Below are 23,590 nucleotides of genomic sequence, written 5' to 3'. Positions count from 1 at the left end.
CAATAAACACGGATGACATCCATACTTTCTGCGACGTCAAATGAAGACGTGATCTACCTGCAAATCGTATCGATGGCTCCATGCTGGCTTCCGGCGAAACCGAACATTTGTCATCGCTGCTCGAGCCCATCTTGGATGAGGCGCCGGCCGGCGAAGATCTCCGGCTCGATGAGACGCATGACGGGCTCTATTCGAGGCTTCGCGACGCCCGGCTCGAAGCGCGGGCGGCCGAACGACTGGCGGACAACGACCCGGATCTCGGCGACGCGGCTCCGCCGCAATGGTCGACCGTGCGTGAGCTTGCGCTGGAGGCGCTGGCGACGCGCAGCAAGGACGTGGAGATCGCCTGCTGGCTGACCGAGAGCCTGACGCGCCATGACGGCCTCGCCGGTCTCGCCGCCGGCGCCGGGCTCATCGCCGGTCTCGTCGAACGGTACTGGGACGTGGGCCTCCATCCGGCTGCGGAGCAGGACGATCCGGAGGGTCGCCTTCTGGCGCTGACGGGCCTCAGCGGACGAGACCGCGACGGGTCGCTGATGCAGCCCCTGCGCAAGACGGAACTGTTCGCGCGCGCCGATGGGGCGCCGGTCACGCTCTGGAGCTTCGAGCGCTCGATGAGCGTGGCGGCGCTGGGCGCCGAGGTGGGCAAGGCCCAGCGCGTTCCGGACACGGTCGCGCCGTTCGCGGATCTCGAGGCCGAGGCGCGCGGACCGGGCCGCGCCGCGCTGCAGGCCGTCGGGCGCGACGCCGCGCGCGCCGAGGCCGCGTGGGCGACGATGGAGGCCTCCATCGAACGATCGGTCCCCGAAGCCATGCGCCCGTCCACCGGCCGCGTCCGCGGTCTGCTCGAGACCGTGCGCAGGATCGCCACGCGCTACGCGCCCGAGAGCCCCGCCGCCCCCGACACCCCCGCCGGCGCGGAGGAAGCCGCCGGCGGGGCGCCGGCCGCAGGCGCGGCGCCGGCGCATGGCCGGGAGGCGCTGCTCGACGAGGTGCTGCGCATCGCGGCCGCCTTCCGGCTCAGCGAGCCGAGCTCTCCCGTCGGCTTCACGCTGGAGGAGGCCGTCCGCCGCGCGCGGATGCCCTGGCCCGACCTGCTGCGCGAACTGATGCCCGACGCCGGCGCCCGGAGCGCGGTGCTGACCACCGCCGGGTTGAGCCGCCCCGACGCAACCGGAACGCCAGACTGACAGCAGGAGCGCAAACCATGCCCAGCATCCACGAGAAGCTCGCGCGCGTGCGCCGGCCGCGGGTCCACATCACCTACGAGGTCGAGACCGAGGGCGCGGAGATCGTCCGGGAGCTTCCCTTCGTGGTCGGCGTCGTGGGCGATTTCTCGGGCGATCCGACCAAGCCGCTGCGGCCGTTCGCCGAGCGGAAGTTCATCCAGATCGACCGCGACAACTTCAACGAGGTCATGCGGCGGCTCGCGCCCGGCCTGAAGCTCAAGGTCGAGAACAAGCTCGCCGGCGACGGCAGCTCGATGGCCGTCGACCTCGCCTTCAACAGCATCGAGGATTTCGAGCCCGGCAGGGTGCTCGACCAGGTGCCGGCGCTGAAGACCCTGCTCGAGACCCGCAATCGCCTGCGCGACCTCATGAGCAAGGCCGACAGGTCCGAGAACCTCGAGCTGCTGCTGGAGAAGATCCTGAAGAACAGGGCCGACCTCGACGCCATCGCGGGCGAGCTCGGCGTCGAAGCCGCCGGAAAGGACGACTGACATGGCCGACACCGAGACCCAGGGCCTCGCCGAAGCCGCGCCGGCGACCGACGCCGTCAGCCTGCTCGACCAGGTCGTGTCGGCGACGCGCCAGACCGAGCCCAGCCGAGCCCAGGAGCTGGTGCGAACGCTGATCGAGGAAGCCAACAGGGGCACCGTCAGCTTCGATCAAAACCTCGGCCGCACCATCGAGGCGGCGATCCGGCAGATCGACGAGGCGCTGTCGTCGCAGCTCAACGCCGTCATGCATGACGAGCGCTTTCTCAAGCTCGAAGGCAGCTGGCGCGGCCTGCACTACCTCGTCATGAACACCGAGACGAGCACGAACCTGAAGATCAGGATCGTCAACGCCTCGAAGCGCGAGCTGCATCGCGACCTGACGCGCTCGGTCGAGTTCGACCAGAGCCTGCTGTTCCGCAAGATCTACGAGAACGAGTTCGGCACGCCCGGCGGCGAACCCTACGGCGCGCTGATCGGCGACTATGAGTGGACCAACCACCCCGAGGACATCGAGGCCCTGCGGCTGATCTCCAGCGTCAGCGCGGCGGCGTTCGCGCCGTTCATCTCCGCCGCCGGCGCCTCGCTGATGGGCTTCGAGCGGTGGAGCGACCTGTCGCGGCCGCGCGACCTCGCCAAGATCTTCGACACCGTCGAGTACCAGAAGTGGCGCGGGTTCCGCGAAAGCGAGGACAGCCGCTTCGTCTCGCTCGTCATGCCGCGCGTCCTCGCCCGGCTTCCCTACGGCGCCCGGACCAGCCCGATCGACGAGTTCGGCTACGAGGAGGCGCCGATCGACCCGAACGGCGCGCCGCTCCAGATGGAGCACGACCACTACTGCTGGATGAACGCCGCCTTCGTCATGGGCACGCGGCTGACGGAAGCGTTCGCCAAATACGGCTTCTGCACCGCCATCCGCGGCGCGGAGGGCGGCGGCAAGGTGGAGAACCTGCCGACGCACATCTTCATGTCGGACGACGGCGACCTCGACGCCAAATGCCCGACGGAGATCGGCATCACCGACCGGCGCGAATACGAGCTGTCGAACCTCGGCTTCCTGCCGCTCTGCCACTACAAAAACGAAGACAACGCGGTGTTCTTCGGCGGCCAGACGGCGCAGAAGCCAAAGGAATACGATCGGCCGGAGGCCAACGCCAACGCACGGATCTCGGCGCGTCTTCCGTACATCCTCGCGACAGGACGTTTCGCCCATTACCTGAAGGTCATGGCGCGGGACAAGATCGGCAGCTTCATGGAGGCCGACGACTGCGAGCGCTGGCTCAACCGCTGGATCCAGAACTACGTCAACACCAACGAGGACGCCGGCCCCGAGAACAAGGCGCGCTATCCGCTGCGCGAGGCGCGGATCGAGGTGCAGGAGATCCCGGGACGCCCGGGAGCGTTCAACGCCGTCGCCTTCCTGCGCCCCTGGCTCCAGTTCGAGGAGCTCACCACCAGCATGCGCATGGTCGCTCGCATCCCGGAGCGGGTTTGACCGGCCTTACGGCTCAGGACGCGCCCGCGGCTCGGGCCGGGCTGCGCGCGCTGCTCCTGAGCGGGCGCCACAGCCTGGCCGGGGCCGCCGACTTCGGCGACGATCTCGCGCTGTTCCTCGACAGCGACGCGGGCGCGCTCACGCGCTGGTTCGGTCCGGAAGCCATGGAGACCCTGGCTGCCGACCCCGCGCGACTGCGCGGGCTGATCGACCGCGACCTCGTCCTGATCGACCGGCTTCTGACGGCGCAGCTCGACGCCGTGCTGCATCACCCCCGGCTCAGGCGGCTTGAAGGGTCGTGGCGCGGGCTCGACTGGCTCGTGGAGCGCTTCGAGCCGGGCAAGCGGCTGAAGATCTCGCTGCTGGCGGCGAGCTGGCGCGAACTCGAGCGCGACCTCTCGCGGGCGATCGAGTTCGACCAGTCGCACCTCTTCAGGCTGATCTACGAGAACGAGTTCGGCCATGCGGGCGGAGAGCCTTTTGGCCTGCTGGTCGTGGACCATGAAGTCCGGCACAGGCCCGCGCCGCGCCGTCCGGGCGACCCGGCGCCGATCGACGACGTCGTGGTGATGGAGGCGCTCGCGGCGATCGCGGCCGCGGCCTTCGCCCCCGTGGTTCTGACGGCCTCGCCCGGCCTTCTCGGGGTCGACGACTTCGCCGACCTCGTTCTGTCGCACGACGTCACGGCGCAGTTCGCCGGGCCCGACCACGCGCGCTGGCGGGCCCTCGCCTCCCGTGAGGAGGCGCGCTTCCTGAGCGTGACCATGCCCCGCATCCTGGCGCGGCCGCCCTGGTCGGAGCATCCCGGCAGCCTCTGGTACCGGGAGCACGCCCCGAGCGCCCGCGAGCGGACCTGGTTCGTCGCCGGCTACGCCTTCGCGGCCACGGTCGGGCGAGCGTTCGCCGCCCATGGCTGGCCGGCCGACATCCGGGGCGTCAGCATCGACCGGATCGGCGGCGGCCTCGTGCTGGACCTTCCGGGCGAGGCGTTCGTCCTCGGCGAGAGGACCCGCTGGGAGCGGTCGCCGCTCGACCTCGCGCTGACGGATCGCCAGGAGCGCGATCTCGTGCTCGCGGGGATCATGCCGCTCAACACGCTGCCGCATGGCGGCGCGGCGTTCGCCTCGGTCCACAGCCTGCACGCGACGCCGCCCGGCGCGCCCGGGCGCGAGCCCACGGCCTTCCTCGCCAACAGGCGGCTCTCGGCGCAGATCAGCGCGATGCTCTGCGTCTCCCGCTTCGCCCATTACGTGAAGATCATCGGACGGGAGCTGACCGGCTCGCTCGCGGACGCCGCAGCCATCGAGCGACGCCTGTCCGCATGGCTCGCCCGCTACACCAATGTGAACCCCGGCCAGTCGGCGGACGGCCGCGCCCGCCACCCGCTCGTCGCGGCCTCGGTGCAGGTCCGCGAGACGCCCGGGCGCCCGGGCGCCTATGGCTGCGTGATCCACCTGCAGCCGCACCATCAGCTCGACGATCTCTCGACGACCTTCCGCCTGGTCACCGGCCTCGGCGCCCCGGGCGCCGCCGCATGAGCCGTCCGACGAACCCGAAGAGAATGGAGGCAGAGAATGGACAGCCATGACGCCGGAGCCTTCTTCCGGCAGGGCAGGCTCGCCGAAGCGATCGCGGCGGCCGCCTCGAGCGTCCAGAAGCGCCCGGCCGACGTCGCGCCGCGCCTTCTGCTCGCCGAGCTCCTGCTGTTCGCGGGCGAGTTCAAGCGGGCGGACGACATGATGGCGGCGGCGGAGGCGATCGAGCCGGGGGCGGCGCTGGTGGTCGCCGAGTTCCGGCAGCTGCTCCGGGCCGCGACCGCGCGACGGCAGCTTTTCGGCGAAGGCCGTCTCCCGGAGTTCTTGGGCGAGCCCACCGAGAGCCAGAAGGCCGCGCTCGGCGTGGTCGTCGCGCTGCGCGACGGGGACGACGCCGGCGCGGCCGCGGCCGCGGAGGCGGCGGAGCGGCTCCGCCCGTCCGTCTCCGGTCAGGCGAACGGCGCGGCGTTCGAGGATTTCCGTGACGCCGACGACCTTTGCGGCGGCAGCCTCGAGGTTCTGACCACCACCGGGAAGTATTTCTGGGCGCCGCTCGAACGGGTGGTCAGCATGGAGCTGCACCCGCAGGAGCGGCCGCGCGACCTGTTCTGGCGGCGCTGCACGCTGACCGTGCGGGACGGCCCGCAGGGCGACGTCTACCTGCCTGCGCTCTATGACGGGCCGACGGCCGACGACGAGCTGCGCCTCGGCCGGCGCACCGACTGGACCGACACGGCGCCCGTGCGCGGCAGCGGCCAGAGGATTTTTCTGGCCGGCGACGATGGCGTCGCTCTCGGCGACCTCCGCTCGGTGGAGTTCGCATGAGCGCCGCGTCAAAGCCTCTGCGGGCGAGAGCCTCCGTGCTCGACCGGCTGCTCGACGCCGAGCCCCAGAGGGCAAGGGACAGGACGAAGACCACCTCCCAGACGGTCGAGGACCTCAGATCCGCCGTTCAGCGCGACGTCGAGCACCTGCTCAACGCCCGCCGCCCCTGGCGGTCCGTCGCCTGGCCGGCGCTGCGCACGTCGCCTCTCGGATACGGCGTCCCGGACCTGACGGCCGGCGCCTTCAACGACGAGGAGGCCCGGGAGGACTTCCGGGCGGAGATCGAGGACGCCATCCGGCGCTTCGAGCCCCGGCTGGGCCAGGTTCAGGTCCGTCTCGCCGAACAGGCCTCGACGCTCCGGGCCACGCTCGCCCTCAGCATCGGCGGGCTCCTGATGATCGACCCGAGTCCCGAACCCATCAGCTTCGACACGCTGGTCGACACCACGACCGCGGACGTCGTGCTCCGGCTGGCCGAGGAGGTCTGACCGTGGATGACGCGCTGCTGTTCTCCTACAACCGGGAACTCGAGGCGCTGCGGGGTCTCGCGCGTGAATTCGCCGACGCGCATCCCAAGATCGCGGGCCGCCTGCGGCTGAGCGGCGACAAGGTCGACGATCCCCATGTGGAGAGGCTGCTCGAGGGTGTGGCCTTCCTGACCGCGCGGACGCATCAGCGGCTCGACGACGAGCTGCCGGAGCTCACCGACGCGCTGCTCGGCGTCCTCTACCCCAATTATCTCCGCCCGACTCCGTCGGCCGCGATCGCGCAGTTCGGCTGCAAGCCGGATCTCCGCGTCCCGGTCGTCGTCCCGGCGGGAACGATGCTCGAGACCGAACCGGTCGCCGGCGAGCCGATCCGCTACCGGACGGTCTATCCCGCCACGCTCTGGCCGATCGAGGTCGAGAGCGCGCGCCTCTCGGGCCTCCCGCTGACCGCGCCGGCGAACCCGGCGGCGCCGGGGGCGCGCGCCAGCCTGAGGGTCGTGCTGCGCCTCACGGACCCGGAAGCCACCTTCGCCGAACTAGAGACGGATGAGCTGCGCTTCTTTCTGCGCGGCCCATCGGAGCAGACGCTTCCGCTTTACGAGTTGCTGTGCGCCCACACGGTCGGCCTCGCCCTGGCCGACGGGCCGAACGACGACCGGCCGACCCTCCTGCCGGCGGCGAGCCTGCGCCCCGTCGGCTTCGCGCCGGAGGAGGCCCTGTGCCCATGGCCGGCGCGATCGTTCTCCGGGTTCCGGCTCCTGACGGAATACTTCGCCCTGCCCGAGAAATTCCTGTTCGTGGACATCGCGGGACTGGGCGCGCGCACGCTCGTGCAGGACAGCGGCCGCCTGGAGCTGTTCATCTATTTCGACCAGGCGGCCCCTGCGCTCGAACGCTCGGTGCGCGCCGAGACGCTGGCGCTCGGCTGCACGCCGATCGTGAACCTGTTCCCCCGGCGATGCGAGCCCGTCGAGGTCGACGGCGCCCGCGTCGAATATCCCCTCGTCCCGGATTACCAGAGTCCGCGGGCCTACGAGGTCTGGAGCGTGGAGCAGGTGCGGGAGATCGCCGACGACGGCTCCAGCGCCCCGCTGCTTCCCTTTTACAGGAACGTCGGCGCGCTTCACGCCGGAGAGGCGCCCGCCGGCTTCTACGCCACCGCGAGGCGCGACAGCCCGGGCGCCGCAGGCGGGTCGGAGGTTCTGCTGGCGCCCTTCTATCCCGAGCTGGACGTGAACCGACCGGCCGACAAGGTTCTCTCCGTCGACGCGCTCTGCACCAATCGGGAGCTTCCCGCGCAGCTTCCGTTCGGGGGCGACCAGCCTCGCCTGTTCGCCCAGGACGGATTGAGCTCCGTCTCGCGCATCGCCTGTCTGACCGCGCCGACCCCGTCTTGGCGGCCGCCGCTTCACGAGCCGCGGAGCTGGCGGCTGATTTCGCACCTCTCGCTCGGCCACCTGTCGATCGTCGGTGGGCAGGAGGCGGCCGGGACGCTTCGCGAAGCGCTTCGGCTTTACGACGTGCGCGACACCGCCGAGACGCGCGCGGCGATCGCGGCGCTGGTCGACGTCCGTTCGTCCGACGCGACCGCCCGGGTTCCGGGGGCCAGGCGCGGTAGCTTCTGCCGGGGACTCGACGTGACCTTGACCTTCGAGAAGGACGCCTGGGAGAGCGGCGGCCTGTTCCTGCTCGCGACGGTGCTGGAGCGGTTCCTGGCGCTGCACGCCACGGTCAACTCCTTCGTCAGGACGGAGGTCATGCTGCGCGGGCGGCCCGGCCCGGTCGTGCGATATCCGCCCCGCGCGGGCGCGCAGGCGCTGCTGTGACGCGCGACGGATCCGCTCCCGCCGCGGGCGAGCTCGGCCGGACGAGCTTAGCGCCTGTTCTCCCACGCGTCTCGCCGGACGCGGCGCGCCGCTCCCTGCTGCAGACCCTGCTGGACGAGCCCGCGCGCTTCTCATTCGACGCCGCCCTGTCGGTCCTGAGGCGCGCGAGCGGGCGCGGCGATCCCGGAAGCGCCGTCCGGCATGAAGCCGCGCTCGGCCTCGCCTTCGTCCCGAGCGACGTGCTCGCCATCCGCCGATCCGACGACGGCGGCTTCATCGTGAGGACGGGCCTCCTTGGGCTGACGGGGCCGGCCGGCGTCCTGCCGCGGTCCTACACGGAGCTGGCGATCTCGGAGGCGCGCAACCGGTCCGGTGCGCTCGGCCAGTTTCTGGACCTGCTGGTCCAGCGGCCGGCGGCCCAGTTCGCCGCCGCGGGCCTCAAGTATCGCCCCGCGCGATCGGCCGACGCCGCAGCGATCGGCGGCGCGGACGCGACCGTTTCCCCACAAGACGGGATCCGCGACGCGCTGCTCGCTCTGGTCGGATACGCCGCCCCCGATCTGCAGGCGCGCGCGCGTCCAGGGCTGGAGCCGCTGCTGTTCTATTCGGGCGCCTTTTCCGCCCGCCCCCGCTCGGCCGACCGGCTCGAGAGCCTTCTTTCGGAATGGCTGGGACGGCCGGTCGCCGTCGAGCAATTCACCGGGGGGTGGCTTGAGCTTGGCCAGGGGCAGATGACGATGCTGCCGAGGGCCGGCGCGGGCCGCTTCAATCGGCTTGGCGTCGACGCCGCCATCGGCGCGCGCGCATGGGACATCCAGTCCCGGATCACGTTGAGGATCGGGCCGCTTGATCTGGAGGAGTTCAACGCCCTGCTTCCCGGCGGCGCGCTGCTCGAGCGTCTGGCTGCGCTCGCCCGGGCCTATCTCGGCGCCGCGACCGGCTTTGCGGTGAACCCCGTGCTGGCGGCGCCGGCCGTTCCGGCCCCGACCCTTGGTCCCGACGCCCCCTGCAGGCTCGGCTGGACCGGATGGCTTCCGGTCAGCGGGGGGCGAAGGCGCGACGCGGCCGAGGCGACGTTCTCCTCGGCCCGGATCGCGGAAGCGGCGTGATCAGGCGATCGTTCGCCGATCGACTGGCCGTAACGCCGGGCGCTTCACCGCATCAAGGAGCGAACTGCACGTCGAGACTCGCGGATTCGCTGAACTTCCTCTTCACGATGGTCATCAGCTCCTTCCGAAAGGCCGCCATTCGCGCCGGGTTGTCCAGCCTGAGCTCCGCCGCGTTGGGCCCCCGCGACTGTCGCTGGCTGCCATAGCGGCCGGATTGATCGTTGATCCACCACTCGTCGTGCTGACGCCTCAGCTCGCCGCCGATCACCCCGGTGTAGTTCTGGAGACTGCCCACGTAACCGGCGAGGTCCCTTCCTCTGAGGTCGCGACCCTGGGGCGCGCCGGTCCCGATATGCGCGAGCGTCGGGTGCCCCGTGAAGCACAGACGGGCGGCGTCTTGCTCCGTCAGGTTGTGCCCCATTGCGAAACGGTCGGCGAAGGCGAGGAAGTTCGCCGGCGTGTCGGCCTCCACCCCAAAGACGAGCCGCGTCTGGCCGTCGATCGTCTGCGCGAGCCAGTTCAGCGTGATCCCGGGCGCCGCCGCCCACTCGGGGTCGATCGCGAGCGGGGTGGTCGAGAGGTCGTAGTAGAAGGGGTTGTAGAGCGTGAGCGCCTCGGTGGTCTTGATAGCGGGCGGCGTGTGGCTGAAGTCGGAAAAGGTCTCGGGCGTGCGGAGGCTTTCGACCATTGGCGGTCCCTCGTAGCGTGGGCAAGCGGGCGCGACGCGTCCGTCTCCCCCGAGGGTGCCGTCGCCGGGACTGTGTATGGTTTCCGCACGCCGTTTCTCGGCTACGGCTGAAACCGCGGCGGACGGCCATGCCCGGCCGGATCGCCGGCCACGCCGGATTCAGCCGCCCTGGGACGCCTTGGCCTTGCGCCGCGAGAGCGCGTCCGCGATGTCGCGCAGCCGGAGCGGTCTCCGCAGAACGTCGGACACGCCGACCTCCTTCAGATAGGCGGCGTCGGCTTCCTCTTCGGAATGGGCGATGAGCAGGAGGGGGAAGCCCGCTCCGATCTCGGCGATGCGCCGGGGCAGGTCGACGCCGGTCTCGCGCGCGAAACGGTCGTCGATGACGCCGATCTGGAACCGGTCCGGCTCTGCGCGGATCGCGGCGAGCGCCTGGCCGGCGTCCGTAAAGCCGACGGGTTCGTAGCCGAGTGCCGCTAGGATCTCCTCGTCGCGCTCGAGCGCCTGACGGTCGCGCTCGGCGATCAGGACCGTCTCCCCGCTGCCGCGCGCGGCGCCCTTGTCCTGGTTCAGGGCGCTCTGGCGCGAGACCGGCAGGTAGACCTGCATCACGGTGCCGGCGCCGAGCGCGCTCGACACGGTCAACCCGCCGCCCCAGGCCTCCACGATCTCCTGGACGGTCGACAGGCCGAGGCCCGTCCCCACGCCGACCCTCTTCGTCGTGAAGAACGGCTCGAAGATGCGGTCCAGCATGCCCGGCGCGATGCCGCTGCCGTGGTCCGCCACCGCGATGCGCGCGCACCAGCCGGCCGGCAGGCGGCGCAGAGCCGGCGCGCGATCGCCGTCGAGCTTCACCCGTGACAGCTCGACCGTGACGACGCCCTCCCCGTTCATCGCGTGCGCCGCGTTCGTGCAGAGGTTGAGCACGATCTGCTGAAGCTCGGTCACCTCGCCGTGGAGGATCACGTCAGGGGCGATCTGGGTCTTGAACTCGATGCCCACCGGCAGCGAGGCGCGCAGCAGGGTCAGCGCCTCCTCCAGCGCCTGGCTGGCGTCGAACGGACGGTTGTGCTCGCGCCGCCGGCGGCCGAAGGCTAGGATCCGGTCGATCACGGTCTGGGCCCGGGCGCTGGCGGTGAGGATCTGCGCGATGTGGCGCCGCGCCGGCCCGTCCCGCCGAAGCGTGTCGGACGCGAACTCGGCATGCCCCCTTATGGCGCCGAGGATGTTGTTGAACTCGTGCGCGACGCTGCCGGCGAGCGTGCCGAGCGCCTCGAGCCGCTGGGCGCGGGACAGCTGCGTCTGAAGCGCGTGGCGCTCCTTCTCGTTGCGCGATCGTTCGAGGGCGGAGCGGAAGATGTCGCCCACCATTCCGAGCAGGGCGCGGTCCTCGTCGACGAAACGCGCGCTCGGATCCTGCGCCCTCAGCACGAGGAAGCCGGCGGAGCGTCCCGGCCCCTGAAGCGGGAACTTGAGGACGGCCCGTGACTCCACGAACTTGCCCTGCGCGTCACGCACCGAATGAATCAGCGGGCCGGTGGCGCCTTCCGAAAGCGACAGCACGGCGGCCGTCTCGGCGTCCGAGAGCCCGCCTCCGGACGGCGGCCAGTGGTGCTTCTCGTCGATCTGCCGGTCGTCGTCGAGGACCAGCAGGTCGATCTCGTCGGCCCCGGTCTGCTCGGCGAGCCGCTCCAGCGCGAACCGCACGGCGTCCGCCGTCTGGCGCCAGGGAAGCGCGATGAAGCGCCCCGATATGGTGGCGGCCGCGCGCTCCAGCGACGCGCGCCGCTCGAGGCGCCGCGCGCCCACGCCGAGGCGCACGATCAGGAAGAAATTGAGAAGGCAGAGGCCGATAGCGCTCAGGACGAGGAAGGCCTGGATCCGCGCCGCGTGCGTCTCGGCCTCGTTGTAGGCCTCGAGATATCTGGAGCGGAGCGTCTTCGCGCGATCCCGGACGGCGTCGCCCTGGATCTCGTCGGTGAGGAAGGCGAGCGTAGGGACGTAGTTGATCAGCAGCTTGCCGTGGAGCGCGAGCTCCTTGAACTCGGCTGGCGCGCCGGGCTTCTGGGCCTCGGCGTCGAGCCCCTTCAGCGCCGCGATCGCGCGATCGCGATTGTCGATCTCGGGGCGTTCCAGAAACGCCATGATCGCCACCACGGATTGCGAGATCGCGGCGGCCCAGTCCGCGCCCGCGGCCGCGCTGCTCTCGTTGATACGTTCGGCGGCGTAGATGAAGATGCGCACCGAGTTCCGCGTGAGCGCGACCGCTCCCTTGAAGCGCTCGACGAGGTCCTCCTTGGCGGCGACGGCGTCGTCGAGCTCGACCAGCGCATCCTCGATGCCGGCCTTGGCCTCCCCCGACGCGATCGAGTTCGCGGCCTTCAGCTCTTCGGTCGCCTGCCGCAGCTCCGCGATGCGTTCGTTGAGCCTGTCGTAGTTGCCGAGCGTTCCGGCGCGGGCCTGCAGCACGTCCCGCTGCAGCGCGGCGTCGTCGAGGAAGGTTTCGATCAGGGCGACCAGCACGCGCTGATGCAGCGTCGCGTCCGGAAAGGCCCCGCGCGTCACCAGGTAGACAGACACCAGCAGCAGGGCGCCGATGAGAGCCGGCCCGCCGATACGCTTCACTTCGCGGCCCCGACATCCTCGGCCTGGTCGAGCGGCACGCCCTGGTAGCGCCCGGTAAGGGTCCGGAGGAACTTCACGATCAGGTCGATGTCCGACGTGCCGAGCTCGCGGCCGAGCTGCGTCCGCCCCATGATCGCGACGACCTCCTCGAGCGAGGCGACGCTGCCGTCATGCAGATACGGCGCCGTCACGGCGACGTTCCGGAGGCTTGGAACGCGGAACACGAACCGGTCGCGCTCGAGACCCGTGATGGCGATGCGCCCGAGGTCGGCCGGCTTCATCATCTTCCGGTCGCCGGCCGGCTTCGCGAACACCCCGAACTTCTGGACGAGATTGCCCCCGACGTTGCGGCCCTGATGACAGGCGATGCAGCCGAAGCCCTCGAACAGTCGAAAGCCCTTCTCCTCCTCCGCCGTGATCGCGCCTTCCTGATCCCGCAGAAACCGGTCGAACCGGCTGTCCGGCGTGACGAGGGTGCGCTGGAACTGAACGAGGGCGTCCAGCACGGCGGCCTTGTCCCAGCCGCCGCCGTAGAGCGCCCGGAACCGGTCGGCATAGAGAGGATCCGCCTTCAGCTTCGTCAGCATGTCGTTCCAGTTGGTCGCGAGCTCGGCGGGATCGTCGACCGCCGAGTCGATCGCCTCCTCCAGGCTGCTGAACTCCCCCAGCCAGTTCAGGCGGTAGTTGAAAACGGCGTTGAAGACGCTGAGCGTGTCGAAGGCGCTCTTCGCGCCGTTCCGCGGCTTGGCCGGGCTGGGGCCGACCCCTCCCTTCTTCAGATCGTGGCACGTGGCGCAGGAGGTCTGATCGTCATGGGACAGCCGCTCGTCCTCGAACAGCATCCCCCCGAGCACGGCTTTCGCAGGGTCCACGGGAAGCGGGACGATCGGCGCGATCGCGTAGCTCTGCGCGGCGCCCCAGCTGCGGCCGACCCCCGAGCCGCCGATCGCGAACACCGCGCCGGCGACGAGAGCGGCCCCGACGAGCGGCGCGAGGACCCGGGCGAGAGCCGCGCCGCGCCTAGACGACTTCGACGGCGACGGCGAAGACATATCCGACCCCTCGCTCCGTGCGGATCAGCTTCGGCTGCGTCGGATCCACTTCGAGCTTTCGCCGGAGCCGGAGGATCTGCACGTCGATGCTTCGATCGAACACCTCCTCGTCATGGACGCGGCTCGCCCCGAGCAGTTGCTCGCGCGTCAGCACATGCTGGGGGTTGCGGACGAAGGCCGCCAGCAGGTTGAACTCTCCCGCCGTCAGCCGCGTCGCCGCGCCGTCCGGTCCGGTGAGCACGCGCGTCTTCATCGCGAGCTTCCATCCGGCGAAGCGGTAGACGGCGCGCTCCGCCCGCCGCCGGGCGGCGGCCCGGGCGCCCTCGGCCCGTCGCAGGACGGCCCGGACGCGGGCCAGCATCTCCCGCAGGCCGAATGGCTTCACGATGTAATCGTCGGCCCCGAGCTCCAGCCCGACGACCTTGTCGGCCTCCTCCCCGCCATTGCCGGTGATGATGATGACCGGGAGGTCGTCCTCGCCGTCGAGCTTGCGCAGGACGTCGAGGCCGTTCTCTTCGCCGAGCTGAAGATCGAGCATGATGAGATCGGCGGGCTTCCACGCCAACGCCCGCTTCATCGCCACGCTGTCCGCGGCGCGGCTCACGTCAAAGCCGTGCTTGACCAGGTAATCTCCGATCAGATCGCGCATTGATGCGTCGTCGTCGACGACGGCGACATGATACTTCCGCGCCACGCCCGCCCCGCTGCTAATGGATGACGCGCCGCGCCAAGTTCACGCAAGTCGTTTCCGCGTCAGATCTGATCGAACACTTTCGGCCGGCGGCGGTGACTGGATCGGGCGAATGCGCCCAATCCTGGGCCGCGATCTCCCGCCCCCGCCGAGGACGAACGAACCCCGCCCCTTCTCAACGAAGGGCCCGGCGACGACGCGACCTCAGGTCGCGCCGAGCCGAAAAGGGGCACGAGCGTACATTCGTGAGGTGCGCCGGGAGAGTTACGTCCCGGCTACCGAAAAATCGGCTTCTGTTACAGACGCAACGAACGACGCGAGAGCCCGGGGAGGTCGAGGCCTCAGCCGCGCGACCTCACCTTGACGCGTCCGACGGATTGAAACGCAGCAGCCGGAGCGCGTTGGCGGTGACGAGCACGGTCGCGCCGGTGTCGGCGAGGATCGCCATCCAGAGCGGCGTCGCGCCCGCCAGGGTCGCAACCAGGAACGCGCCCTTCAGCCCGAGCGCGAGCGCGACGTTGGTCCAGATGTTCGCCAGCGTCGCGCGCGACAGCACGACCAGCTCCGCCACCCCGCCGACCCGGTCCTTGAGCAGCGCGGCGTCGGCGGTCTCGAGCGCGACGTCCGCGCCGCCGCCCATGGCGACGCCCACCGAGGCCGCGGCGAGCGCCGGGGCGTCGTTCACGCCGTCGCCCACCATCGCGACCGGCCCGTCCGCACGGTAAGCCGCGATCGCGTCCAGTTTGGCGGCCGGCAGCAGTTCCGCCCGGTGCTCGATGCCGAGCTCTCCCGCGATCGTCGCCGCGGCGCGCGCATTGTCGCCGGTCAGCATGACCGCGCGCAGGCCGAGCGAGCGGAGCCGGGCGAGCCCGGCGACAGCGTCGGCGCGCGGCCGGTCCATCAGGGCGACCAAGCCGAGCAGCCGCTTGCCCTCGCTGACCGCGACGACCGTATTGCCCTCGCTCTCGAGCGAGGCGACGCGCTCGGCGGCCTCCGCTGTCAGAATCCCTTGCTCGGCGGCGTGACGGGGAGAGCCGACCGACACGAAGCCCGAGGAGATGCGGGCCGTGACCGCCTTGCCGGGCGTCGCGATCCCGCCGAACGCGCGGGGGATCTCGAGCCCGCGCGCCTCGGCCGCCTCGATGATCGCGGCGCCAAGCGGATGACTCGAACTGCGCTCGACCGCCGCGGCCTTCGCGAGCACCGCCTCGGCGGGCGCGCCGATCTCCGCCACGTCGACGACCCTCGGCCGCCCCTCGGTCAGCGTGCCCGTCTTGTCGAACGCGACCGTCCTGATCCGGCCGAGCGTCTCAAGCGCCGCGCCGCCCTTGATGAGCAGCCCGCGGCGCGCGCCCGACGCGAGCCCCGAGGCGACCGCCGCCGGCGTCGAGATCACGAGCGCGCAGGGACACGCGATGAGCAGCACGGCGAGGCCGCGGTAGATCCAGGTCTGCCAGTCGGCGCCGACGAGAAGCGGCGGCCCGACCACGACCGCGAGCGCGAGCGCCATCGCGGCCGGCGTGTACCAGCGGCTGAAGCGTTCGATGAAACGGGCGGTGGGCGCCTTCGAGCTTTGCGCCTCCTCGACCATGTGGACGATGCGGGCGATCGTGTTGTCGGCGGCGGTCCTGGTGATGGCGACGTGGAGCTCGCCATTGGCGTTGATGCTGCCCGCGTAGACGCTCGCCCCGGCCTCCTTGGGGACGGGACGGGACTCGCCGGTGATCGGCGCCTCGTTCACCTCGGAGGTCCCGCTGACGACCGAACCGTCGGAGGGGATGCGGTCGCCCGGCCGGACGAGGACGAGGTCGCCGACCTCGAGCTCGGAGGCCGCCACGGTCTCGACCGCGTCGCCGCGGACGCGCCGGGCGGTTCTGGGGATGAGGTCGGCCAGCGCCTTCACGCCGGCCCGCGCGCGGCTCGCCGCGACGCCCTCGAGCAGTTCGCCGACCGCGAACAGGAAGACCACGACCGCGGCCTCCGGCGCCTCGCCGATCGCGATCGCGCCGATCGCCGCGACCGACATCAGCGTCTCGATGCTGAAGGGCGTGCCGTTGAGCGCGCCCACGACGGCGCGGCGGACGATCGGCACGAGGCCAAGCGCCGCGGCCGCCACATAGGGCCAGGCCGCCCAGCCGGGCTCCGCCAGCGACACGGCCCAGGCCGCCGCCAGAAGCGCCCCTGTCGCGAGCACAAGCCGGCCCTTCGAGGAGGCGTGCCAGGGGCCTTCCTCGTGACCGTGATCGTGACCGTGAGAAAGATCGGCGCCGGCCGCAGCGGGATCGTGGGCCTTGAACCCGAGCGCGTCGATCTTGGCCCGGATGGCGGCGCGGCTGGTGCGGTCCTCGTCGACGGTGATCGACATGGAGGCCGCGGAGACGCTGACCTCGACCTCGGCGACGCCCGGCAGGCGGCGCATCGCGGTCTCGATCTTCTGGGCGCAGGACCCGCAGTCCATGCCCTCGATGCGGAGCTTCAGCGCGCTCGCAGCGGCCATCTCGTCACCTCGAATCCCGACGTGACGCTTGATATGGACCCTGGCCGTCGCGATGGCGATGGCCCGCGGGCCCGCATGGTCACCCGCCTTCTTCCGCGAGGCGCCGGGGGCGAAGAAGCAGAGCGTCGCGGGAGCGCTTCCTGCCGGAGCGCTCCCGCTTCGCGTCTTCGGAGCTCAGCCCGGAACGATGCTCTCGCCCAGCCTGGCGTCGACCGTCTTCACGGTGCGGTCGATCTCGGCGTTCGGCATGCCGAGCTGATCTTCGATCAGCCTCACCAGCAGGTCGACGCGCTCGATGAACGGCGCGCCGCTCGCCACCGCGCGGGCCGCCGAGGACGGCTTGAGCAGGCTTTCGGCCGCCTTGGCGTACTTCTCGAACGGCACCTGGTCGCTCGGGTCGGCCCCGAGCCGGCGAGCGACGGCGTCGACATGCTCATAGATCGACCGCGAGAGCTCGAGGTCGCCATGCACGGCGTCGCGGATCGACTGCGGCTCGCCGGTGGTGATGCAGCGATAATTGCCGGTGAGCAGCATCGACCATTTGGCGAGCGGCACGAACAGCGAATCGAACACCTTCAGCTTCACTGGCACGTCGTGGCCGTCGATCCGGACGGCGTCGATGTCGGCTTCGAGCTCGCGCAGGAGCTGGTTGTGCGCCTCGTCCTCGAAGGTCGCGGCCTTGAAGTTGGTCGGCAGGCCGACATGCAGGACGTTCGCCCCTTCCTCCGGCGGGCGGAACGCCTGCGGGTCCGGCGAGCAGAGCGACATCAGGCCCGGCTGGAAGCGCTCCCACACCGAGGCGTTGGTGTAGGCCTCGTCGAGGTCCATGCCGGCGAGCGCCGGAATGCGCTTCAGGTAGGGCAGCGGCGGCATGTTCATGAGCGAGAGGCAGGGCAGCCCGGCCTCCGCGATCTTGATCATCAGCACGCGGATCGTGTGGTTGGCGTATTGCGGCTCCTGCATCGCCAGTACGACCAGGTCGTATTTCGAGACGTCGACGTCCTGCGGCGGCGTGGCGTCCAGCCGGCCCGGCTGGTCGCGCGAGAAGATCGCCCGGTGCGTCGGCTCGTCGCGCAGCTTGATGCGGACTTCGGTGCCTTCGCGATTGATCAGATCAGCAGTCTTCTGCCGGCACACCAGCGTAGCGTTGTGGCCCGCCATCAACAGCTTCGTCGCCAGCAACGAGCCGTAAGACGCCCCAAGAACTAGAATGTTGCGAGCCATGTTCTCTTCCGGATGCACACGAGAATTTTCCCTCCCTACTGCGTTTCGAAAGACAGCACAATTCGCCGCATTGGGTATGCACAATGCCACGGCGAACGCTGTCCTTGGGCCCGTGAGGCGGCGGATTCCAGCGCCTGAGGAAGGCGTTTCGGGACCGCTTCCGCATCGCGCGCGGCCATGAAGGCGGCGGCGGCCCGACGGCTCTCCCTGAACAGCCGCGCGACCATGGTGGACGAGCGGCTCAGGTGCCGCTATCGCCTCACGCCATGGACACGCAGCGATCGCCCGGAGCGCAGCCGACGCTGAGGCGCTTCTTCGGCTACTACAAACCCCACAAGCGGCTTTTCATCCTCGACTTCTCCAGCGCGGTCGTGTCGGGGCTGCTCGAGCTCGGCTTCCCGCTGGCGGTCAAGATGTTCGTCGACGACCTGCTGCCGAGCCAGCACTGGGGCCTGGTCGTGCTCGCCGTGCTCGGCCTGCTGGCGATCTACCTGCTGAACACCGGTCTGATGGCGGTGGTCACCTATTGGGGCCACATGCTCGGCATCAACATCGAGACCGAGATGCGCCGCAAGGCGTTCGACCATCTCCAGAAGCTGTCCTTCGGCTTCTTCGACAACCAGAAGACCGGCCACCTGATCGGCCGCCTGACCAAGGACCTGGAGGAGATCGGAGAGGTCGCGCATCACGGCCCCGAGGACCTGTTCATCGCCGTGATGACGGTGATCGGGGCCTTCGTGCTGATGTTCTCGGTCGACGTGAAGCTCGCGCTGATCACCGCCGCGGCGCTGCCGCTCACTGCCTGGGTGACGAGCCGCTATGGCGGGCGGATGACGCGCAACTGGCACGAGCTCTACGGCCGCGTCGGCGCCTTCAACGCCCGCATCGAGGAGAATGTCGGCGGCATCCGGGTGGTGCAGGCCTTCGCCAACGAGGACCACGAGCGCCGCCTGTTCGCTCAGGACAATGTCCGCTACCGCGCGACCAAGCTGCACGCCTACCGGATCATGGCCGCGAGCACGTCGCTCAGCTATCTGAGCATGCGGCTCACCCAGCTCGTGGTGATGATCGCCGGCAGCTATTTCGTGATCACCGGCTCGCTGACCCAAGGCGGCTTCGTTGGCTTCCTGCTGCTGGTGACGGTGTTCTTCCGGCCGATCGAGAAGATCAACGCCGTCATCGAGACCTATCCGAAGGGCGTCGCGGGCTTCCGCCGCTATCTGGAGTTCCTGGAGACCGAGCCGGACATCGTCGACCGACAGGGCGCGATCGAGGTCAAGTCGCTGCGCGGCGACATCCGCTACGAGGGGGTGAGCTTCGGCTATTCGGGCGGGCGGGAGGTCCTGCGCGACCTCGACCTCGCCATCGGGGCCGGCGAGACGGTGGCGTTCGTCGGACCGTCGGGCGCGGGCAAGACCACGCTCTGCTCGCTGCTGCCGCGGTTCTACGAGGTGACCTCAGGCCGGATCACGATCGACGGGATCGACATCCGCGACATGACGCTCGCCTCGCTTCGCAGGCAGATCGGCGTCGTCCAGCAGGACGTGTTCCTGTTCGCCGGGACGATCCGCGAGAACATCGCCTATGGCCGCCTCGGCGCCTCCGACGCCGAGATCATGGACGCCGCCCGGCGCGCGCGGCTCGAGAGCCTCGTGGCCTCGCTTCCGGACGGGCTCGACACCATCATCGGCGAGCGCGGCGTGAAGCTCTCTGGCGGCCAGAAGCAGCGCGTGGCGATCGCCCGCATGTTCCTGAAGAACCCGCCCATCCTGATCCTCGACGAGGCGACCTCGGCGCTCGACACCGAGACCGAGCGGCTGATCCAGCAGGCGCTCAGCGAGCTCGCCCGCGGGCGCACCACGCTGGTCATCGCGCATCGGCTCGCGACCGTCCGCGACGCCGACCGCATCGTGGTGGTGGACGCCGGCGGCCGCGTCGAGCAGGGGCGGCACCAGGATCTGCTCGCCCGCGCCGGGCTCTATCGCAGCCTTCACGAAGCGCAGTTCGCCGGCCGGGAGTCCTGACGCCCGGCCGAGGCGCCGCCGCGTCATCAAGCCGTCATCGCCGTCATGGTCCGCTCGGGACACGGACAGGCATGACGAGGCACGGCTGCGATGAACATCGAAGGCGTCGAGAGCAGGGCCCGAGCCCGCTTTCTGTCCTGCGCCCTGGCGCAGGACGACGAGATCGGCTCCCGCGCCCGCGAGTTCGCGGGCGAGCTGTCGCGGGAGCTGCTCTGCTCGCTGGCCCACGAGCGGGCCCTTCTGCTGTTCCGGCTCGAGGCGCTCCTGAAGTCGCTCGAGGCCTATGACCCGATGTTCCCCGTCAAGCTCGCGAACCCGGTCAACGCGCGCTGCCGGCGCTTCCTGGCGGGCGTCATCGACGAGCTCCGCCGCGGCGCCGCGGCGTCGGCCATGCCCCGCGCCCGGCGGTCCAAAGCGGGGCGCCTCGCCCTCGCCATGTGAGGCTTCCGGGCCGCTGTCCGCGGCCCTGTGTCACCGCACAGTCGATGGCGCGGCTCTGGTGGAACGGTTGCCCTCCCGTCCCCGTTGCAGGCGGGAAAGCAAGCGTCACCCGAGCGCCCGAGACCGATGCCGCGATATTTTCTGCACATCCGCGACCGTGACGGTTTCACCGAAGACGCCGAAGGAGCCGAGTTCGAAGGGCTCGCCCAAGCCGTCGCGGCGGCCATCGTGGGCGCGCGCGACATCCTGGCCGAACAGATCGAGGAGGGCCGCCCGCTCGACGGCGACCGGATCGAGATCTGCGACGAGGGCGGCGCGCTGGTCGAGACCGTCAGGTTCGCCGACATCGTCGAGATCAAGCCCTCGTTCCGCCGGTACTGACGCGCGACATCGCGCCCGGGCGGGCGATCACCCCTTTCGCGGCGCCGCCTGGTCCCCTATATTCAATCCTGCCGGAGGCATCCGGCTATGGTGATAAACGTTCGCCGCAATAAACCCTTCGGACCCGGGGGCAGTACCCGGCGCCTCCACCAAAGTCCGCGCAAGTTCGCGGATTTCGGCGGGGGCGAAACAGGATCGACGGGGGCGTAAAGGGCGGGCTTTTGCCCGGCATGGTACCGCCGTTATCGGGCCTTTCTATAGTTGCCAACGACAACTATGCTCCGGTTGCTCAGGCCGCGTGAGCGGTTTGAAAGACCAAACCTAAAGTCCTGACGGTCTAGCAGCTGTCGGGCGGGGCCCGGAGGCGCCTGGCAACAGAAGCCTCCACTTTCCCTTTCTTCAGGTTTCCGTTCGCTCCTCGGCCCGCGCGACGCTTGGCGTCGACGCCGCGCGAGCGCTCGCCCGCCCTTCGCCCAACCGCCGCCTCCTCACCCTCCTCACGCACAGCGTGGGGAAGGTGGCCCTTCGCGCAGCGAAGGGTCGGGTGGGGTCTTCGGGCATAGAACTCTGTCCTGAGACCACCCCACCCGGCCGGGCTTCGCCCGTCCACCCTCCCCTCTGCGGGGGAGGGAAAGAGCGCCCCTTATCGGCGCCGCCTCTTCTCCCTCCTCACGCACAGCGTGGGGAGGGTGGCCCTTCGCGCAGCGAAGGGTCGTGTGGGGTCTTCGGGCGTAGAGTTCTGTCCTGAGATCGCCCCACCCGGCCGGGCTTCGCCCGTCCACCCTCCCCTCTGAGGGGAGGGAATGACGCCCTCACGATCGTTCGATAAACTCGAACGTTTCTAGGAGAACAATTCGTTTTTCTGAACTACCGCAATGCGTCATTTCTCCCCTCGAGGAGAACGACGATGACGACGAATTATCACGCGGCCGAGCTGCCGCAGCCGGCGTCCGTTTGGGTGACGGCCGCCCAGGCCGGCGGGCGGCTGCTGCCGGGCCTGGCGCTGGCCTTCGGGATCGCCGGGCTGGCCTACGCGACGCGTTGGGCGACGGGCTTCACCGCGCTCAGCCCGATGATCCTGGCGATCGTGATCGGCATGGCGGCGCGCAACATGTTCGGCATGCCGGCGCTCGCCGGCCCGGGGGTGGCGTTCTCGCTGCGCCGGATCCTGCGCCTCGCCATCATCCTGCTCGGGCTGCAGCTGACCTTCGGCCAGGTGGCCGAGGTCGGGGTCAGCGGCCTCGCGGTGATCGCGGCCACGCTCGGCGCGACCTTCATCTTCACGGTCTGGCTTGGCCGGCTGCTCGGCGTCGAGGCGCGGCTGGCGCAGCTGATCGCAGCCGGCACCTCGATCTGCGGGGCCTCGGCGGTGATCGCCGCCAACACGGTGACGCGCGGCTCGGACGAGGACGTCGCCTATGCGGTGGCGTGCGTCACGGTGTTCGGCTCGATCGCCATGTTCCTCTATCCGTGGCTGCCGGGCCTGCTGCATCTCGACCCGCAGGCCTACGGACTGTGGTCGGGCGCCTCGATTCACGAGATCGCGCAGGTGGTCGCCGCAGCGTTCCAGAACGGCCAGGACTCCGGCGAGTTCGGGACCATCGCCAAGCTCTCGCGGGTCATCCTGCTCGCGCCGGCGGTGCTCGCGCTAAGCTTCTTCGCGGCACGGCGCGGCGAAGGCGGCGGCGGCGCGCCGATGCCGTGGTTCGTGCTCGGCTTCCTGGCGCTCGCGGCCCTGAACAGCGTCTTCGTCATACCGGCCGAGGCCAAGGCCGCGGTCGCGACGGCGACCGGCTTTCTGCTCTCGGCGGCGCTCGCCGCGATGGGGCTTTCGGCCGACCTGCGGAAGCTCAGGGCGATGGGTCTGCGGCCCTTGCTTCTCGGCCTCGCGTCATTCCTATTCATCGCGGGCTTCAGCCTCGTCCTCGTGAAGCTCGCCGCATGACAGAAGGCCGATGACCCTCGAACAGCTCCGGATCTTCGTGGCGGTCGCCGAGCGGGAGCACGTCACCCGCGCCGCCGGCGACCTGCATCTCACGCAGTCCGCCACCAGCGCGGCCGTCGCCACGCTCGAGGCGCGCTACGCCACGAAGCTGTTCGACCGCGTCGGCCGGAGGATCGTGCTGACCGAGGCGGGCCGGCTGTTTCTGAACGAGGCCCGCGCCGTGCTGGCCCGCGCCGCCGCCGCCGAGACGGTGCTGGCCGATCTCGCCGGGCTGAAGAAGGGCCGGCTCGCGCTCGGCGCCAGCCAGACGGTCGCGAGCTACTGGCTGCCGCCGCTGATCCACCGCTACCAGGAGCGGTTCCCGGGGGTGTCGGTCGAGCTGACCATCGGCAACACCGAGTCGGTTGCCAAGCTGGTGCGCGAGGGGACCGCCGATCTCGGCATCGTCGAGGGCGAGACCGAGGACCCGACGCTCAGCGTCGCTCCGGTCGCCGAGGACGAGCTCGTGCTGGTGGTCGCGCCGGGCCACCCCTGGGCCGACGGCCGGGCCATCGAGGGGCGCAATCTCGCCGACAGCCGCTGGACGCTGCGCGAGCCGGGCTCCGGCACCCGGTCGATTCTGGAGCGGGCGGCCGAAAGCGCGGGGCTCTCGCTCGCCGACCTCGACGTCGCGATGGAGCTGCCCTCCAACGAGGCGGTGCGGGCGGCGGTGGAGGCCGGCGCCGGCGCGACGGTGATGTCGCGGCTGGTCGCCGAGGCGGCGCTGCGCGCCGGCTCCCTGGTGGCGGTCAGCTTCCCCCTGCCCCGCCGCCGCTTCCTCGCGCTGATGCACCGGCAGCGCTACGTCACGCAGGCGCTGAAGGCGTTCCTGGCCGACCTCGGCGCACCCCCCGAGACCGACGCGAGATCGGCCGACTGAGGCGACCGCGCATAGCGCCGCGACGCGCTTTGTCTCGCGAAGCCCTTCTGCCTCCAGGCTGCGGCGCGCGCTCCCTCACGCACCCGCCCCGGCCGGTTCGGCGCCTGC

19 protein-coding genes and 1 other RNA gene are annotated in these 23,590 nt (G+C 70.4%); 14 read left to right on the top strand and 6 right to left on the bottom strand.

Annotation, left to right across the window (positions count from 1 at the left end; genetic code table 11):
- The first annotated feature begins 80 nt into the window (after positions 1–80).
- The 8 genes from tssA to tssG are packed head-to-tail and all read left to right on the top strand — an operon-like array spanning position 81 to position 8,995.
- A complete protein-coding gene (gene tssA / locus GGR24_RS02200) occupies positions 81–1,190 on the top strand; it encodes a type VI secretion system protein TssA (RefSeq protein WP_281375282.1) in 1,110 nt (369 codons plus the stop codon).
- Between the two features lie 17 nt (positions 1,191–1,207).
- Positions 1,208–1,720, top strand: a complete 513-nt coding sequence (gene tssB / locus GGR24_RS02195) for a type VI secretion system contractile sheath small subunit (protein WP_183393649.1) — start codon at positions 1,208–1,210, stop codon at positions 1,718–1,720.
- Position 1,721: 1 nt separating this feature from the next.
- Complete coding sequence (gene tssC, locus GGR24_RS02190; RefSeq protein ID WP_183393648.1) at positions 1,722–3,212, top strand: type VI secretion system contractile sheath large subunit; 1,491 nt, start codon at positions 1,722–1,724, stop codon at positions 3,210–3,212.
- Positions 3,209–4,750 carry a type VI secretion system contractile sheath large subunit gene (tssC, locus tag GGR24_RS02185; protein WP_183393647.1) on the top strand — a complete coding sequence of 514 codons (1,542 nt, stop codon included), beginning with the start codon at positions 3,209–3,211 and terminating at the stop codon, positions 4,748–4,750. The genes tssC (GGR24_RS02190) and tssC (GGR24_RS02185) overlap by 4 nt, the downstream gene beginning before the upstream one ends.
- Before the next feature lie 36 nt (positions 4,751–4,786).
- Positions 4,787–5,572, top strand: a complete 786-nt coding sequence (locus tag GGR24_RS02180) for a type VI secretion system accessory protein TagJ (RefSeq protein WP_183393646.1) — start codon at positions 4,787–4,789, stop codon at positions 5,570–5,572.
- Complete coding sequence (gene tssE, locus GGR24_RS02175; RefSeq protein ID WP_183393645.1) at positions 5,569–6,060, top strand: type VI secretion system baseplate subunit TssE; 492 nt, start codon at positions 5,569–5,571, stop codon at positions 6,058–6,060. The genes GGR24_RS02180 and tssE overlap by 4 nt, the downstream gene beginning before the upstream one ends.
- A 2-nt stretch (positions 6,061–6,062) precedes the next feature.
- Positions 6,063–7,886 carry a type VI secretion system baseplate subunit TssF gene (gene tssF / locus GGR24_RS02170; RefSeq protein ID WP_183393644.1) on the top strand — a complete coding sequence of 608 codons (1,824 nt, stop codon included), beginning with the start codon at positions 6,063–6,065 and terminating at the stop codon, positions 7,884–7,886.
- Positions 7,883–8,995: a type VI secretion system baseplate subunit TssG gene (gene tssG / locus GGR24_RS02165; protein ID WP_183393643.1), complete on the top strand. Its 1,113-nt coding sequence runs from the start codon at positions 7,883–7,885 to the stop codon at positions 8,993–8,995. Before tssF ends, tssG begins: the two co-directional genes overlap by 4 nt.
- A gap of 52 nt (positions 8,996–9,047) precedes the next feature.
- Here the strand turns inward: tssG and GGR24_RS02160 are convergent, their stop codons facing one another.
- The 6 genes from GGR24_RS02160 to GGR24_RS02135 form a co-directional block, all read right to left on the bottom strand.
- Positions 9,048–9,683 carry a hypothetical protein gene (locus GGR24_RS02160; protein WP_183393642.1) on the bottom strand — a complete coding sequence of 212 codons (636 nt, stop codon included), beginning with the start codon at positions 9,681–9,683 and terminating at the stop codon, positions 9,048–9,050.
- A gap of 159 nt (positions 9,684–9,842) precedes the next feature.
- Positions 9,843–12,308, bottom strand: a complete 2,466-nt coding sequence (locus GGR24_RS02155) for a DAHL domain-containing protein (RefSeq protein WP_183393641.1) — start codon at positions 12,306–12,308, stop codon at positions 9,843–9,845.
- Positions 12,305–13,360 carry a cytochrome-c peroxidase gene (locus GGR24_RS02150; RefSeq protein WP_183393640.1) on the bottom strand — a complete coding sequence of 352 codons (1,056 nt, stop codon included), beginning with the start codon at positions 13,358–13,360 and terminating at the stop codon, positions 12,305–12,307. The genes GGR24_RS02155 and GGR24_RS02150 overlap by 4 nt, the downstream gene beginning before the upstream one ends.
- Positions 13,329–14,054, bottom strand: a complete 726-nt coding sequence (locus tag GGR24_RS02145) for a response regulator (protein WP_343066166.1) — start codon at positions 14,052–14,054, stop codon at positions 13,329–13,331. Before GGR24_RS02145 ends, GGR24_RS02150 begins: the two co-directional genes overlap by 32 nt.
- 352 nt (positions 14,055–14,406) lie before the next feature.
- Positions 14,407–16,548 carry a heavy metal translocating P-type ATPase gene (locus tag GGR24_RS02140; RefSeq protein ID WP_183393638.1) on the bottom strand — a complete coding sequence of 714 codons (2,142 nt, stop codon included), beginning with the start codon at positions 16,546–16,548 and terminating at the stop codon, positions 14,407–14,409.
- Between the two features lie 174 nt (positions 16,549–16,722).
- Positions 16,723–17,772, bottom strand: a complete 1,050-nt coding sequence (locus tag GGR24_RS02135) for a ketopantoate reductase family protein (RefSeq protein WP_183393637.1) — start codon at positions 17,770–17,772, stop codon at positions 16,723–16,725.
- Positions 17,773–18,038: 266 nt separating this feature from the next.
- Here GGR24_RS02135 and GGR24_RS02130 point away from each other — a divergent pair, with 266 nt between their 5' ends.
- The 6 genes from GGR24_RS02130 (at position 18,039) to GGR24_RS02105 (ending at position 23,482) form a co-directional block, all read left to right on the top strand.
- Positions 18,039–19,796, top strand: coding sequence for an ABC transporter ATP-binding protein (locus GGR24_RS02130; RefSeq protein WP_183394442.1), 1,758 nt, complete (start codon positions 18,039–18,041; stop codon positions 19,794–19,796).
- A gap of 90 nt (positions 19,797–19,886) precedes the next feature.
- Positions 19,887–20,237, top strand: a complete 351-nt coding sequence (locus GGR24_RS02125) for a hypothetical protein (RefSeq protein WP_183393636.1) — start codon at positions 19,887–19,889, stop codon at positions 20,235–20,237.
- Positions 20,238–20,363: 126 nt separating this feature from the next.
- Positions 20,364–20,618: a DUF6894 family protein gene (locus GGR24_RS02120; RefSeq protein WP_183393635.1), complete on the top strand. Its 255-nt coding sequence runs from the start codon at positions 20,364–20,366 to the stop codon at positions 20,616–20,618.
- Between the two features lie 30 nt (positions 20,619–20,648).
- Positions 20,649–21,007, top strand: a transfer-messenger RNA (tmRNA) gene (gene ssrA, locus GGR24_RS02115).
- A gap of 518 nt (positions 21,008–21,525) precedes the next feature.
- Positions 21,526–22,563 carry a YeiH family protein gene (locus GGR24_RS02110; protein ID WP_183393634.1) on the top strand — a complete coding sequence of 346 codons (1,038 nt, stop codon included), beginning with the start codon at positions 21,526–21,528 and terminating at the stop codon, positions 22,561–22,563.
- A gap of 10 nt (positions 22,564–22,573) precedes the next feature.
- Positions 22,574–23,482, top strand: a complete 909-nt coding sequence (locus tag GGR24_RS02105; RefSeq protein WP_183393633.1) for a LysR family transcriptional regulator — start codon at positions 22,574–22,576, stop codon at positions 23,480–23,482.
- Positions 23,483–23,590 lie beyond the last annotated feature (108 nt).

This window comes from Hansschlegelia beijingensis, from assembly GCF_014196425.1.
GTDB classification, from domain to species: domain Bacteria; phylum Pseudomonadota; class Alphaproteobacteria; order Rhizobiales; family Methylopilaceae; genus Methylopila; species Methylopila beijingensis.
Note: the sequence above shows the minus strand (reverse complement) of the source record. Positions and strands in the feature narration are given on the sequence as shown.